The following is a 13,153-nucleotide window of genomic DNA, read 5'->3' as shown; positions in this document are numbered from 1 at the left end:
ATGAAATCGCTGGTTCGCCTCGCCGCCACCGCACTGCTGCTTGCTGCGGCAGTGTCCGTCCACGCCGCGCCACTGGACGGCGCGCGCCAGCTGATCGTGGTCACCAGCGAAGGCTGGGACAGCACCCAGGGGCAGCTGCAGGCCTATGTACGCGACGGCAAGGGCTGGCATGCACATGGGCAGGCGTTCCCGGTGGCGCTGGGCCGCACCGGCAGCGCCTGGGGGCTGGGCCTGCATCCAGCGCAGGCCGACGGCCCGCAGAAGCAGGAGGGGGATGGCCGCAGCCCGGCCGGCGTGTTCGCGCTCGGCAGCGCGTTCGGCTATGCGGTCACCCGCCCCGGTACCGCGATGCCGTACCAGCCGATGCTGGACAGCAGCTACTGCATGGACGTACCCGGTTCGCCGTTCTACAACCGCATCGTCGACGCGAAGAAGGTCGGCAGCGCAGCGGTCAAGGGCTCCACCGAGCCGATGCGGCTGGACCTGCACAACAAGGGCGACGTGCGCTACCGGGAAGGCTTCGTGATCGCCCACAACCCGGACAACCAGCCCGGCAGGGGCAGCTGCATCTTCGCCCATCTCTGGCGCCAGCCCGGTGAGGCCACCGCCGGCTGCACCGCCATGCCACAAGCACGCATGCAGGCGCTGCTGGACTGGCTGCGGCCGCAGGATACGCCGCGCTTCGTGCTGCTGCCACGCGCCGAGTACAAGCGCCTGCAGGCCCAGTGGCAGCTGCCCGCACTGGGCGGAGACGCCCGTTGAGCGCGCAGGACGAACCGCAGCTGCAGCGCGCGGTCAGCCGCTGGCAGATCGTCGGCCTGTCGATCAACGACGTGATCGGCAGCGGCATCTACCTGCTGCCGGCCGCCACCGTCGCCCTGCTCGGCCCCTTCAGCCTGTGGGGCGTGGTCGCCGCCGGCATCGTCGTCGCGCTGCTGGTGCTCTGCTACGCGCAGGCCGCCAGCTACTTCGATGAACCCGGTGGCAGCTATCTGTATGCCCGCGAGGCGTTCGGGCGATTCGCCGGGTTCGAGATCGGCTGGATGATCTGGTTGACCCGCATCAGCTCGGCGGCGGCATTGAGCAACGCGCTGGCCGATGCGGTCGCACGTTTCTGGCCATGGGCCGGTGCCGGCGTGGGCCGCATCGCGGTGATCGTGGTGTCGCTCGGCTTCCTTACCGGCGTCAACATCATCGGCGTGCGTTCGGCTGCGCGGACCGGTGTGGTGCTGGTGATCGGCAAGATGCTGCCGCTGCTGCTGTTCGTGGCCATCGGTGCGTTCTACATCGATCCGCAGCTGGCCTTCTCCGGCCAGCGCCCGGACCCGCACGACCTGCAGCGCATGGGCGAAGCCGCGTTGCTGCTGCTGTACGCCTACGCCGGCTTCGAGAACATCCCGGCTGCCGCAGGTGAGTACCGCAATCCGCGCCGCGATATTCCGTTCGCCCTGATTACCATGATCATCACCGTCACCGTCATCTACGGCGCGGTACAGGTAGTGGCGCAGGGCACGCTGGCCGGCCTGTCCAGCTCGGCGACGCCGCTGGCCGATGCCGCTGCCGGCTTCGGCGGCGAAGCCCTGGCGCTGATCCTCACCATCGGCGCCACCATCTCCATCCTCGGCACCAACAGCAACACGATGATGATGGGCCCGCGCTTCCTGTTCGCACTGGCGCGCGATGGCTACGGGCCGAAGATCCTGGCGCAGGTGCATCCGCGCTTCCACACCCCGGCCGCATCAATCCTGTGCCAGGGCCTGATCGCACTCGGCCTGGCCCTGTCCGGCTCGTTCGTGCAGCTGGCACTGCTGTCGATGACCACGCGCCTGTTCGCCTATATCGGTACCGCTGCGGCGGTTCTGGTGCTGGCCAAGCGCTACGCCGACCGCCCCGGTGCGCTGAAGCTGCCGGGTGGTCCACTGATTCCGGTGCTGGCGCTGCTGCTGTGCCTGGCCCTGTTCGCCAGTGCCAGCTGGCAGAACATCGCCGCGGCGTTGGTCGCGTTTGCCATCGGTGCGGTGATCTACAAGCTGCCGCGAAAGGATGCCGAGGCCGGTTGACCGGTAGCACCGGGCATGCCCGGTGGATTGATCTGGCGATCACACCGTCGGCCCGGAGTGTTAACCGGCCGCTGGGCAGGATCGAAGCTCCTCCACAACGGAGCCCGATCCATGAGCCCCGAGTACCAGATCCCCGGCCGTGTACCGGACGACAGCACGCCGCGCGACGCGGTCAGCAACTACTGGCGCGAGCGCTATACCGCCGAGCCGTACTACGACGACCAGCTGTTCTTCGAGGATTACGAGCCGGCCTATCGCATCGGCCACGCCGCGCGTGCGCAGGACATGATCCGCGCCTACGAGGACATGGAAGCCGAGCTGGAGTCGCGTTGGGCCAGCGAACGCGGCCGCAGCCGACTCGAATGGGCGCAGGCACGCAGTGCCGTGCGCCGTGGCTGGGAAGAAGCGGTCAACCTCGACCAGCGGCTGGACAAGGGCGTGCCGCGCGGCACCTGACCTGGCGTCGACCGGTTGTAGCGCCGAGCGTAGGCTCGGCGCTACACAATTAATCCTGCTCCGGCAGCGGCGGTACGATCGCACTACGCTTGCTCTCGCCGCCACCGGCGGCGATCAGGTCGCGGGTGTTCTTCTGCACGGCCACCGCACCGAACAGCGACAGTGCGTACGCCATGCCATAGAAGCCCTTTTCGCTAGGCGCCAGCGTGGCATTCCACAGGCCGACCAGCAGCAGCATCAGCGCCGACAGCAGCGCGAACCAGCACAGCGCGTAGTACAGGCCGCTGACCGGAATACCTTCGACGCGGTCGCGCACGCTCTTCTGCAGCGAGACCGCCGCGAACAGGCCGAACAGCAGCAGCGTCAGGTAGTAGCCCTTCTCGTTGAGCGCCATCGTGGCGTTGAACAGGCCGATCAGGTAGGCCGCCGCACCCAGCAGCAGGGCCACCCAGGAGGCGGCAATGAAGGCGGTGGACGGCTTGTGGGGCATGGCAGTGTTCATTGCAGATCCTTGGCAGGCAGACGGGCACGCTTTGCCCGGGCGTGCCCACCCTAGACGATCCCGCTGCCGACGCACAGGGGGCGCAGGACCTTCGGGCCACGACCGTCACCGCGGCAGTGGTATACAAGGGACAGCCCGGCCATCCGCATCCCCGCCCTGGAGATACCCATGACCCGCACGCCCCTGCTGCTCGCCCTCGGCCTCGTGCCGATCCTCGCCACCTCCGCCTGCAATGCTGCCGATCCGGCTGCCAGCGGCGCGCAGGCTGCTACGCCGGCAGCCACACCGGCTGACCAGCGCCCGTTCACCGCCACCGAAGTCAGCCGCTTCAGCCAGCCCTGGGCAATGACCTTCCTGCCCGATGGCAGCCTGCTGGTCACCGAAAAGCGCGGCAAGCTGCAGCACCTGGACCTGGCCAGCGGCCAGAAACACGAGATCACCGGCGTCCCGAAGGTAGCCTACGGTGGCCAGGGTGGTTTCGGCGATGTGATCCTGCACCCGCAGTTCGCAAGCAACCACGTGATCTATCTCAGCTACGCCGAGGAAGGCACGCTGGATACCCGCGGTGCCGCCGTGGCCCGGGCCACGCTGGCGCTGGACGCCAATGGCGCCGGCCAGCTGAAGGACCTGAAGGTGATCTGGCGGCAGAGCCCGAAGGTCAGCGGCGAGGGCCACTACGGCCATCGCCTGGCCTTCGGTCCGGACGGCAAGCTGTGGATCAGTTCCAGTGAACGGCAGAAGTTCGATCCGGCACAGGACATGGGCGGCAATCTCGGCAAGATCATCCGCCTCAACGAGGATGGCAGCCTGCCCGCCGACAACCCGTTCGCCTCGCAGGGCGGGGTCGCCGCGCAGGTGTGGTCGCTGGGCCACCGCAACATCCTGGGCATGGCCTTTGATGCCAACGGCAAGCTGTGGGCGCACGAGATGGGCCCGGCCGGTGGCGACGAACTGAACCTGATCGTGCGCGGCGCCAACTACGGCTACCCGATCGTTTCCAACGGTGACCACTACGACGGCCGCCCGATTCCCGACCACGATACCCGCCCGGAATTCGCCGCCCCGAAGGTGACCTGGACGCCGGTGATCTCGCCGGCCGGCTTCGTCATCTACAGCGGCACCCTGTTCCCGCAGTGGAAGGGCAGCGGCTTCATCGGTGGCCTGTCGTCCACCTCGCTGGTGCGCGTGGCCTTCGACGGCGACAACGCGCGCGAAGCCGAGCGCTTCAACATGGGCGAGCGCATCCGCGAAGTGGAACAGGGCCCGGACGGCGCGCTGTGGCTGCTGGAAGACGGCAGCAAGGGGCGCCTGCTGAAGCTCACGCCGAAGACCTGACAGGGTGGTAGTGCCGGCCGCTGGCCGGCACATTTCTCCGCAACGGCCCCGTACGCGGGGCCGTCTGCGTTCACTGGATGGTGATGACCTTCACTTCGGTCTGCGCGCAGGCCTGGTCCAGGCACTGCCCGTTCAACCACACCTGCCCGTCACCGATCATCACGCCCTGCTGGTTGACGAACACCTTGCCGAAGTCCTGCCCGGACACTGCCTTCACCACCGCCGGGGTGATGATCTTCTCGTAGTTGCGCTGGAACTCACCGGGGCCGGTGATCTTCTTTCCGCCGGCGATATTCAGCGGGAAGCGCACCTCTTCCACCACCGCAGCGCGATCACCGCCGACCACGGCGGTCTTGAAAGCGTTGAAGACCTTCTCGTACTGCGCGGCATCACCGAGCAGGGTTTCAATGCGCGCACGTGCATCTTCAGCAGACGCGTCCGCTGCAGCGGGTTCAGCAGCAGGCGCCGCCGTTTCAGCCGCAGGCGTCGCCGCAGCACTGGCCTCCATCGGCGGCGGTGCATCCACCGCAGGCTCGGCCGGCGGTACCGGCTGCGAACAGGCCGCCAGCAACAGGGCGGGAATCAACACAGCGATCGTGCGCATGCGCGGGCATCCATCGGTTCAAGAACACCGATGGTAGCCCCGCCGCAGTGAGGACAACAAAAAAGGGGACGGAGGGGATTAAGTCGTTTTGGCACAAACGACTTAATCCCCTCCGTCCCCTTTTTCGATCAGGCCTTCAGCAGCTCAAACTGGACGGCCTCACCCGCAGCCGAGGACGCGCAGACCCACAGGTCGAACTGGCCCGGTTCGGCACGCAGCACGCCATCGCGGCCGGTGAAGGCCAGCTGCTCGCGGCCCAGGGTGAACACCACCTCTGTCGACTCGCCCGGCTGCAGCGCCACTTTGCGGAAGTCCTTCAGCTCGCGCACCGGACGCACGCGGCTGGCCACGCGATCGTGGATGTACAGCTGCACCACCTCCTCACCGGCCACATCACCGCTGTTGGTCAGCGTGGTGGTGACAGTCAGGGTGTCGTCCCAGCCGAGCTGGGCCGTGCTCAGCTGCGGCACGCCGTAAGCGAACGTGGTGTAGCCGATGCCATGCCCGAACGGATACAGCGGTTCGTTCGGAATCTCGCGCCAGCGGGCCTTGAACTCCGACATCGTCGGCAGTTCCGGGCGGCCGGTGCGCGGGTGGTTGTAGAAGTACGGCTGCTGGCCGGACACCTGCGGGAAGCTGACCGGCAGGCGGCCGGACGGGCTGTAATCGCCGAACAGCACATCGGCCACGGCATGGCCGGTCTGCGTACCGAGGTACCAGGTGACCGCCACGGCGTGCGCATTGCGCACCGCGCCCTGCAGCGCCAGCGCGCGGCCATTGCGCAGCAGCACCACCAACGGCTTGCCGGTCATCGCCACCGCCTCGGCCAGCGCCTGCTGGGCCGGCGGCAGGGTGATTTCCACGCGCGACTGGGCTTCACCGCTGTAGCGCTGCGGTTCGCCCAGCGCCAGCACCACCACGTCGGCGCGCAGCGCGGCAGCCACTGCGGCTTCGGTGCCACCCGGAATCGCGGCCTCCAGTTCGCAACCCGGCACGATCTCCAGCAGCGCTTCGTCGCCAATAGCGGCACGCACGCCGGTTTCCAGGTCCACGTAGCGCTGCTTGTCGCCGAACAGCGTCCAGCAGCCCTCGATGTTCTCGCGGTCCTGCACGAACGGGCCGATCAGCGCGATCTTCTGCCCAGTCTTCCGCAGCGGCAGCACGTTGTCACGGTTGTTCAGCAGGACGATCGAACGGCGCGCGGCATCGCGCGACAGTTCATCATGTGCGCCGATGTGCGAGGTATCCGCCTCTCGCGCCGTGTCCAGCGAACGGTACGGGTCGTCGAACAGGCCGATGGTTTCCTTCAGCCACAGGATGCGGCGCACACCTTCATCCAGCACCGCCATCGGCACTTCACCACTCTCCACCAGGCCCGGCAGGTGCTCGGCATAGAAGCCGCTCTGCATGCTCAGGTCCAGGCCGGCGGTGAACGCCTTGGCGGTGGCATCACGGTCATCGGCGGCATAGCCGTGCGCGACCAGCTCCATGTCGGCGGTGTAGTCGGAGATCACCACGCCCGGGAACTTCCATTCACCGCGCAGGATGTCGGTCAGCAGCTCGGCATTGGCGCTGGCCGGCACGCCGTTGATGTCGTTGAACGAGGACATCACGGTGATCGCGCCGGCATCGAAGGCCGCCTTGAACGGCGGCAGGTGCACGTCGCGCAGGGTCTGCGGCGAGATGTCCACCATGTTGTATTCCATGCCGGCCATCACCGCGCCATAGGCGGCGAAGTGCTTCGGCGTGGCCAGCAGCGAATCGGCGGCGCGCAGGTCGCTGCCCTGGAAGCCACGCACGCGGGCGGCGGCGAACGCACAGCCCAGCACCACGTCCTCGCCGGCGCCTTCGGCGCCACGGCCCCAGCGCTGGTCGCGGGCGATGTCCACCGCCGGCGCATAGGTCCAGTGCAGGCCGGCGGCGGTGGCTTCGATGGCAGTGGCGCGCGCAGTGCGCTCGGCCAGGTCCGGCTCGAAGCTGGCGGCCTCGCCCAGCGGGATCGGGAACACGGTGCGCATGCCGTGGATGACGTCGGCGGCCAGGATCACCGGAATGCCCAAGCGGCTCTCTTCGGTGGCGACCTGCTGGATGCGGCGGCCCAGCTCGGCGCCCACGCCATTGAACAGCGAGCCGACCTTGCCTTCGCGCACCTGCTGCAGCACCTGGTCGGCGTTGCGCACGTTGGCTTCCGGGTTCACGTCCGGGGCGAACGGGCGGACCATGTCCGCGAAGACTCCCAGCTGGCCGACCTTTTCCTCGACGGTCATCTGGGCAATGAGGGATTCGATGCGATCGGAGGCCACCAGCAGTCCTTGATGAAAACGTTTACAAGCCCGGCATTCTAGCGATCCCGAGCCGTTTGGCGAGAGGTTTCGTCATTCAGTTTCAGCCACCAGCGGGGTCCGTATGGCCCCGCCGGGCGCCCCGCAGCTTACTCCGAGCCGGCCAACTGGCGCTGCCCAGCCATCAACATGGCGTCGCTGGAGGCCTGGAACACCCGCAGGCCAAAGGCCGGCAGGATTGCCAGCAGGTGGTCGAAAATGTCCGACTGCACCGCCTCGTACTCACCCCAGGCGGTGCTGCGGGTGAAGCAGTACAGCTCCAGCGGCAGGCCCTCGGTGGTCGGTTGCAGCTGCCGTACCAGCAGGGTCATGTCGGTATGGATGCCCGGGTGGCTGCGCAGGTAGCGCTCCACATACGCACGGAAGGTGCCCAGGTTGGTCACCCTGCGGCTGTTCACCTCGGCCACGCCCTGCTCGCGCAGGCGCCCGTTCCACTGGCCCAGCTCCTGCTCCTTCTCCTGCAGGTAGTCACGCAGCAGCGCGAATTCGCCGAGGAAGGCCAGATCCCCCTCATCCAGGAAGCCCACGCTGTGCTGGTCCAGGTACAGCGCGCGCTTGATGCGGCGGCCGCCGGCCTCCTGCATGCCGCGCCAGTTCTTGAACGACTCGGTCACCAGCTTCTTGGTCGGGATGGTGGTGATGGTCTTGTCGAAGTTCTGCACGGTGATGGTGTGCAGCGCGATATCGATGACGTCACCATCGGCGTTCTGGCTGGGCATCTCGATCCAGTCGCCGATGCGCACGCGGCCATCGCCACTGATCTGCACGCTGGCCACCAGCGACAGGATGGTGTCCTGGAAGATCAGCATCAGCACCGCCGTGGCCGCACCCAGGCCGGTGACCAGCGGGCCCAGCTTCACTCCCAGCAGAGTCGCGACGATCGACAGGCCGGCAGCCACGAACACCACGATCTTGACCACCTGCAGGTAGCCCTTGATCGGCTTGTTGCGTGCATCGGGCTTGCGTTCGTACAGGCTGTTGGCCGCGTCCAGCGCATGCGAGAACGCCATCGACACCGTCAGTACGGCCCACACGATGCACAGCTTGATGACGATGTTGACCAGGCTTGGCGGCAGGTCGGGGATGAGGGTGATGCCCGAGGCGATCACCTGGCTGGGCACCACGTTGGACAGGCGCGAAATGACCCGCATCAAGTGGCTTCCGCGCCCGGATTCGGCACCCGGCAGGCGCTGCAGCAGGCGCCGCAGGCCACGCACCAGGATGCGCTTGGTCACCCAGTTGGCCAGGCCCGCTGCGATCAGCAGGGCCGAGATCATCAACGCCAGGTAGGCGCCGGGATAGGGTTCCAGTGCGTTCTGCAGCTTTTCCAGCCACTGTACCGCCACCACCGCGTCCACCATCAGTTGTCTCCTGTCTGTTTCGTTGTTGCCAAGGTTGCCGGCCGGCGGCCGGGTTTACCGGGTCAGTCCCGCGTGCGTTCGATGATCACGCCCACTGCGCGCGCGCCGCGCACCGCGCCCGGCTTGCTCAGCTTCAGGCGCAGCCACTTCACGTCGAACTCGTCCAGCACGATCTGCGCGCAGCGTTCGGCCAGGGTTTCGACCAGGCCGAATTCCGACTCGCGCACGAACTGCTCCAGGCGCTTGCTGACCGCCTTGTAGTTCAGGGTGTGGGCGATGTCGTCGGAGGCGGCCGGGCGACGGTTATCGAAGCCCATCTCCAGGTCGAACACCAGGTCCTGGCGGATCCGTCGTTCCCAATCGTAGATACCGATCAGGGCGTCGATCGTCAGCCCCTCGATGAAAACCTTGTCCATTGCGCTTACCAGCCCGAATACAGGGGGCCATGGTAACGGCACGACGGTGAGCCTGCCCGGAACGGGCGGTGGCGTGGGTGCGGCGGGAAAAACAAAGGGCCCTGCTAGCGGGGCCCTTTGGTACCTCTCAACGTCCCCAGGGGAAGCTGGAATCCAGCCGCGAGTCCCGGAGCACACACCGCAAGGTTGGGAGTGCCCCCCAAGACCAGTCAATTGGCAAATGCGTCACGGCAGACGACCGGGTAAAAAACCGAGCCGATCCACGAAAAAACACTGACGATCATGATGCCGTTTTCTGATGTTCCTGCCTCGTTCCCAGGGTCAAGGTGAAACCACGTTCCCTGGGAGTGAGTTGATGAAGGAAAGCAGGATCCTGCAGGCAGCGCTGTCCCGGCAGAGATGGTCGACCTACGAGCGCATCGCTTCTCGTTGCGTAGCCGATCCAGCCACGCTCTATGCCTGGAACATGCAGATGTGTGCTGCTCTCCTGCCACCGTTGCACATCTGTGAAGTCGTGATCCGCAATGCAGCCGCTACGGCGCTGATGCATCGTTATGGTCGATGCTGGCCCTGGCATCCAGCGCTGCTGCGCAGCCTACCTGCCGAAGGCGCCCTTGCCTCGCTATGCGATGTCCGCGGCAGCGCCGGAGCTCCGCGGGATGTACCGGTGGTCATCGCCAAACTGCGATTCGGCTTCTGGCAGCAATTGTTCGCTCGACGGTTCGAGCATTCGATCTGGGCCGGGGCCATGGGCCTGGCGCTGCCACACGCGCCCTCGCTGCCGCTGTCCGTCCTGCGTCGGTCCATCCATGCCGACCTCGACCGCATTCGCCACCTGCGCAACCGCATCGCCCACCACGAACCCATCCTGGAACGCGACATCGGTGCCGACCTGGCGGCGATCGGACGGCTGATCCACGCCCGCTGCCCGCATACGCTGGGCTGGCTGCAGCGCCATGAGCGGGCGACAACGGTGTTGGCGGCGTCGCCGTTGGCAGGGCGTCCGTAATATGTAGCCGAGCGTAGCCCGGCGCTACCGGCTCACACCGCCGGCAGGGTCGCCATGTCCCAGCGCGGGGTCACGTCCACCTTCGGCGGGCTGTGCTGGCCGGCCTGCAGGCGCAGCGCGCCGGCGAAGGCAATCATCGCGCCGTTGTCGGTGCACAGTGCCGGCCGCGGGAAGCAGGCACGGCCGCCGAGGCGCTCGGCCATCTGCTGCAGGCGCGCGCGCAGGCGCTTGTTGGCACCAACACCGCCAGCCACCACGATCACGTTGGTTCCGGCCGCTTCCAGTGCACGCTCGCACTTGATCGACAGGGTCTCGACCACCGCGTCCTCAAAACCCCGGGCGATGTCGGCGCGGGTCTGTTCGCTCTGGTCGCTGTCGCGCCAGGCCATCAGGACCTGGGTCTTCAGGCCGGAGAAGCTGAAATCCAGCCCCGGGCGATCGGTCATCGGCCGCGCGAAGCGATACGCGCCCGGCGTGCCCTGCTCGGCCAGCCTGGCCAGCTGCGGCCCCCCCGGATACGGCAGGCCCATCAGCTTGGCGGTCTTGTCGAAGGCCTCGCCGGCCGCGTCGTCCAGGGTCTCGCCCAGCAGGCGGTACTGGCCGATGGCGTCCACCGCCACCAGCTGGGTATGGCCACCCGATACCAGCAGCGCCACGAACGGGGCCTTCGGCGGGTCGTCCTCCATCAGCGGCGCCAGCAGATGGCCTTCCATATGGTGGACGCCCACCGCCGGTACCTCCAGCGCCCAGGCCAGTGATCGGGCCACACCCGCGCCGACCAGCAGCGCGCCGACCAGGCCGGGGCCAGCCGTATAGGCCACGCCGTCGATGTCGCCCACGCCGAGGCCGGCGTCGGCCAGGGTCTGGCGTACCAATGGCAGCAGCTTGCGGACGTGGTCGCGGCTGGCCAGCTCGGGCACCACACCACCGTACTCGGCGTGCAGGGCGATCTGGCTGTAGACCGCATGGGCGCGCAGGGCCGCGCTGCCGGCCAGGTCGGTGTCATACACCGCCACGCCGGTCTCATCACAGGAAGATTCGATGCCAAGGACTCGCATGCCTGCTATTATGACGCCCCTGCCGCCCCCTCGGGGGGACGTGCAGATCTCACTGCTTTCGAACCCCCGGCCCGTATTCAGGGTTGGCCGCTTGCAGTTTGTCGTTTCGCCGCTATAATGTGCGGCTCGCCGGGCGTGACCCGGTTCTACTGTGTCCCGGAGATTCCATGCCCAGCGTCAAAGTCCGCGAGAACGAGCCCTTCGAGTTTGCTCTTCGCCGCTTCAAGCGCACTTGCGAAAAGGCCGGTGTGCTGGCCGAAACCCGCAAGCGCGAGTTCTACGAAAAGCCGACCCAGGAGCGCAAGCGCAAGGCCGCCGCTGCTGTGAAGCGTCAGCTGCGCCGCTCGTCGCGCGACGTCACCAAGCGTCAGCGCCTGTACTGATCGGACGCATCTTCATTGCGGCGGGCCTGCCCGTCGCGATGGAGCCGAAGCCGGCACGCGCGAGCGTCGCCGGCTTTTTGCGTTTCCGGGTTCGGGCATCCGCCCCGCCCCACCTACCACCACGAGGTTCCTCATGAGCATGAAGCAGCAGCTCACCGAAGACATGAAGGCCGCCATGAAGGCGGGCGAGAAGCACAAGCTGGGCGTGATTCGCCTGATCAACGCCGCCATCAAGCAGCGTGAAGTGGACGAGCGCATCGAGCTGGATGACACCGCGGTGATCGCCGTGCTCGACAAGATGGTCAAGCAGCGCAAGGACTCGGTCAGCCAGTACGAAGCGGCCAATCGCGAAGACCTGGCCGAGATCGAGCGCGCCGAGATCGTGGTCATCGAAGCCTACCTGCCGGCCAAGATGGGCGAAGCCGAGATCGTGGCCGCCATCCAGGCTGCCATCGCCGAAACCGGTGCTTCCGGCCCGGCGGACATGGGCAAGCTGATGGGCGCACTGAAGCCCAAGCTGGCCGGTCAGGCCGACATGGGCCTGGTCTCCAAGCTGGTCAAGCAGCTGCTGGCGTAAGCCGGCGCTGGTGCGGTGGCGCCGGGCGCATCGCCCGGCGCCACCGATGCGTCACCTGCTTCACCGCGCCTTCGACTCCCGGCTGCTACAACGACAGCATGGTTGAACCCGCGACCCCTGTTCCCGTGAATCTGCGCAAATACGTCCAGCGCCTGCAGGACAGCTTTCCCATGGCCGTCGGCAAGCGCTTCGTCGAGATCGACGTCCTTACCCAGGCCGCTTCGGTCTCGTTCTACGCCCTGCTCTCGATGGCCCCCTTGCTGGTGCTGCTGCTGTGGCTGACCGCTTCCCTGTATCCGCCCGCGCAGCAGGCCCTGGTCGAACAGATCAGCGCCGCCGCCGGCAGCAGCGCGGCCACCGTGGCCGAGACCGTGCTGAAGAACGCCGACAACCAGCCCGACGTTGGTTCGCTGGCCGGACTGTGGAGCACCCTGCTGCTGTTCATTGGTGCCACCGCCGTGTTCGCGCAGCTGCAGAACGCACTGAACCTGATCTTCCGTACCAGTGGCGAGCGACTGGACGGGATCAAGGCGTGGCTGCGCAAGCGCGTGTTTTCCTTCGGTGTGGTGCTGGCGCTGGGCTTCCTGCTGATCCTGTCAATGACCGCCACCACCATGCTGCAGGTGGCGTTCGCCCAGTTGCCTTCGGTCCTGCCGGCCATCGGTTATCTCACCAGCCTGCTGATGTATGCGGTCGGCTTCGCTTTCATGTACCACTACCTGCCGGACCGCCGCGTGGCCTGGCGCCAGGCGTTCATCGGCGGTGTCATCACCTCGGCACTGTTCGCACTGGGCCGCTACGGCATCGGCGTCTACATCGCCACCGTCGCCCCCGGCAGCGCCTATGGTTCGATGGGCGCGCTGGTCATTTCGCTGGTCTGGATCTACTACGCCACCGTGGTGTTCTTCGTCGGCGCGCTGATGACCGCGGTGATCGACGAGCGCCTGCGCGCACGCACCCACCTGGCGGCCGCCGGCATCGATCCTGCGCAGGCCAGCCCGCGGCCCGGCGGAGTAGACTAGGCGGACTGATCGTTCCGCCTCGCGTGGC

The 13,153-nt window shown here is 67.1% G+C and carries 14 protein-coding genes; 8 read left to right on the top strand and 6 right to left on the bottom strand.

Annotated features, from left to right (window positions below; genetic code table 11):
* From B9Y82_RS00200 to B9Y82_RS00190, 3 genes are all read left to right on the top strand, one after another.
* Positions 1 to 762 carry a L,D-transpeptidase family protein gene (locus B9Y82_RS00200; protein ID WP_100471124.1) on the top strand — a complete coding sequence of 254 codons (762 nt, stop codon included), beginning with the start codon at positions 1 to 3 and terminating at the stop codon, positions 760 to 762.
* Positions 759 to 2,060, top strand: coding sequence for an APC family permease (locus tag B9Y82_RS00195; RefSeq protein WP_100471070.1), 1,302 nt, complete (start codon positions 759 to 761; stop codon positions 2,058 to 2,060). Before B9Y82_RS00200 ends, B9Y82_RS00195 begins: the two co-directional genes overlap by 4 nt.
* 111 nt (positions 2,061 to 2,171) lie before the next feature.
* On the top strand, positions 2,172 to 2,516 hold the full coding sequence (locus tag B9Y82_RS00190) for a hypothetical protein (protein WP_100471069.1): 345 nt from the start codon (positions 2,172 to 2,174) through the stop codon (positions 2,514 to 2,516).
* A 49-nt stretch (positions 2,517 to 2,565) separates the two neighbouring features.
* On the opposite strand, the gene yiaA is transcribed toward B9Y82_RS00190, so the two are convergent.
* Complete coding sequence (gene yiaA, locus B9Y82_RS00185) at positions 2,566 to 3,018, bottom strand: inner membrane protein YiaA (RefSeq protein WP_100471068.1); 453 nt, start codon at positions 3,016 to 3,018, stop codon at positions 2,566 to 2,568.
* A gap of 168 nt (positions 3,019 to 3,186) precedes the next feature.
* Here yiaA and B9Y82_RS00180 point away from each other — a divergent pair, with 168 nt between their 5' ends.
* Positions 3,187 to 4,353 (top strand): PQQ-dependent sugar dehydrogenase, encoded by a 1,167-nt coding sequence (locus B9Y82_RS00180; RefSeq protein ID WP_100471067.1) that lies wholly within the window; start codon positions 3,187 to 3,189, stop codon positions 4,351 to 4,353.
* A gap of 70 nt (positions 4,354 to 4,423) precedes the next feature.
* Here the strand turns inward: B9Y82_RS00180 and B9Y82_RS00175 are convergent, their stop codons facing one another.
* The 4 genes from B9Y82_RS00175 to folB all read right to left on the bottom strand — a co-directional run bounded on the left by B9Y82_RS00175 (position 4,424) and on the right by folB (position 9,076).
* Positions 4,424 to 4,957, bottom strand: a complete 534-nt coding sequence (locus B9Y82_RS00175) for a hypothetical protein (RefSeq protein WP_100471066.1) — start codon at positions 4,955 to 4,957, stop codon at positions 4,424 to 4,426.
* A 128-nt stretch (positions 4,958 to 5,085) separates the two neighbouring features.
* Entirely contained in the window at positions 5,086 to 7,260 is a 2,175-nt protein-coding gene (locus B9Y82_RS00170; RefSeq protein WP_100471065.1) for a glycoside hydrolase family 3 N-terminal domain-containing protein, read from the bottom strand.
* Between the two features lie 128 nt (positions 7,261 to 7,388).
* Entirely contained in the window at positions 7,389 to 8,660 is a 1,272-nt protein-coding gene (locus tag B9Y82_RS00165; RefSeq protein ID WP_100471064.1) for a mechanosensitive ion channel family protein, read from the bottom strand.
* Positions 8,661 to 8,722: 62 nt separating this feature from the next.
* Positions 8,723 to 9,076 (bottom strand): dihydroneopterin aldolase, encoded by a 354-nt coding sequence (folB, locus tag B9Y82_RS00160; RefSeq protein ID WP_046983887.1) that lies wholly within the window; start codon positions 9,074 to 9,076, stop codon positions 8,723 to 8,725.
* A gap of 298 nt (positions 9,077 to 9,374) precedes the next feature.
* Between folB and B9Y82_RS00155 the strand changes: the two genes are divergently transcribed.
* Positions 9,375 to 10,085, top strand: coding sequence for a hypothetical protein (locus tag B9Y82_RS00155; RefSeq protein WP_343124728.1), 711 nt, complete (start codon positions 9,375 to 9,377; stop codon positions 10,083 to 10,085).
* Between the two features lie 32 nt (positions 10,086 to 10,117).
* Here the strand turns inward: B9Y82_RS00155 and tsaD are convergent, their stop codons facing one another.
* Positions 10,118 to 11,143, bottom strand: coding sequence for a tRNA (adenosine(37)-N6)-threonylcarbamoyltransferase complex transferase subunit TsaD (gene tsaD / locus B9Y82_RS00150; protein ID WP_100471062.1), 1,026 nt, complete (start codon positions 11,141 to 11,143; stop codon positions 10,118 to 10,120).
* A gap of 167 nt (positions 11,144 to 11,310) precedes the next feature.
* Here tsaD and rpsU point away from each other — a divergent pair, with 167 nt between their 5' ends.
* The 3 genes from rpsU to B9Y82_RS00135 all read left to right on the top strand — a co-directional run bounded on the left by rpsU (position 11,311) and on the right by B9Y82_RS00135 (position 13,125).
* A complete protein-coding gene (gene rpsU / locus B9Y82_RS00145) occupies positions 11,311 to 11,526 on the top strand; it encodes a 30S ribosomal protein S21 (protein ID WP_002808376.1) in 216 nt (71 codons plus the stop codon).
* Between the two features lie 133 nt (positions 11,527 to 11,659).
* A complete protein-coding gene (locus tag B9Y82_RS00140; protein ID WP_005412032.1) occupies positions 11,660 to 12,103 on the top strand; it encodes a GatB/YqeY domain-containing protein in 444 nt (147 codons plus the stop codon).
* Between the two features lie 98 nt (positions 12,104 to 12,201).
* Positions 12,202 to 13,125, top strand: a complete 924-nt coding sequence (locus tag B9Y82_RS00135; RefSeq protein WP_100471061.1) for a YihY/virulence factor BrkB family protein — start codon at positions 12,202 to 12,204, stop codon at positions 13,123 to 13,125.
* The last annotated feature ends 28 nt before the right edge of the window (positions 13,126 to 13,153 follow it).

This window comes from Stenotrophomonas maltophilia (assembly GCF_002799155.1).
Lineage (GTDB): Bacteria > Pseudomonadota > Gammaproteobacteria > Xanthomonadales > Xanthomonadaceae > Stenotrophomonas > Stenotrophomonas maltophilia_R.
Note: the sequence above shows the minus strand (reverse complement) of the source record. Positions and strands in the feature narration are given on the sequence as shown.

Excerpts from the sequence above, each read along its gene's own strand:
- B9Y82_RS00200 (WP_100471124.1), top strand. The coding sequence starts at position 1 with ATGAAATCGCTGGTTCGCCTCGCCGCCACCGCACTGCTGCTTGCTGCG.
- B9Y82_RS00155 (WP_343124728.1), top strand. The coding sequence starts at position 9,375 with ATGTTCCTGCCTCGTTCCCAGGGTCAAGGTGAAACCACGTTCCCTGGG.
- folB (WP_046983887.1), bottom strand. The coding sequence starts at position 9,076 with ATGGACAAGGTTTTCATCGAGGGGCTGACGATCGACGCCCTGATCGGT.
- rpsU (WP_002808376.1), top strand. The coding sequence starts at position 11,311 with ATGCCCAGCGTCAAAGTCCGCGAGAACGAGCCCTTCGAGTTTGCTCTT.
- B9Y82_RS00140 (WP_005412032.1), top strand. The coding sequence starts at position 11,660 with ATGAGCATGAAGCAGCAGCTCACCGAAGACATGAAGGCCGCCATGAAG.
- B9Y82_RS00135 (WP_100471061.1), top strand. The coding sequence starts at position 12,202 with ATGGTTGAACCCGCGACCCCTGTTCCCGTGAATCTGCGCAAATACGTC.
- tsaD (WP_100471062.1), bottom strand. The coding sequence starts at position 11,143 with ATGCGAGTCCTTGGCATCGAATCTTCCTGTGATGAGACCGGCGTGGCG.
- B9Y82_RS00180 (WP_100471067.1), top strand. The coding sequence starts at position 3,187 with ATGACCCGCACGCCCCTGCTGCTCGCCCTCGGCCTCGTGCCGATCCTC.
- B9Y82_RS00175 (WP_100471066.1), bottom strand. The coding sequence starts at position 4,957 with ATGCGCACGATCGCTGTGTTGATTCCCGCCCTGTTGCTGGCGGCCTGT.
- B9Y82_RS00190 (WP_100471069.1), top strand. The coding sequence starts at position 2,172 with ATGAGCCCCGAGTACCAGATCCCCGGCCGTGTACCGGACGACAGCACG.
- yiaA (WP_100471068.1), bottom strand. The coding sequence starts at position 3,018 with ATGAACACTGCCATGCCCCACAAGCCGTCCACCGCCTTCATTGCCGCC.
- B9Y82_RS00165 (WP_100471064.1), bottom strand. The coding sequence starts at position 8,660 with ATGGTGGACGCGGTGGTGGCGGTACAGTGGCTGGAAAAGCTGCAGAAC.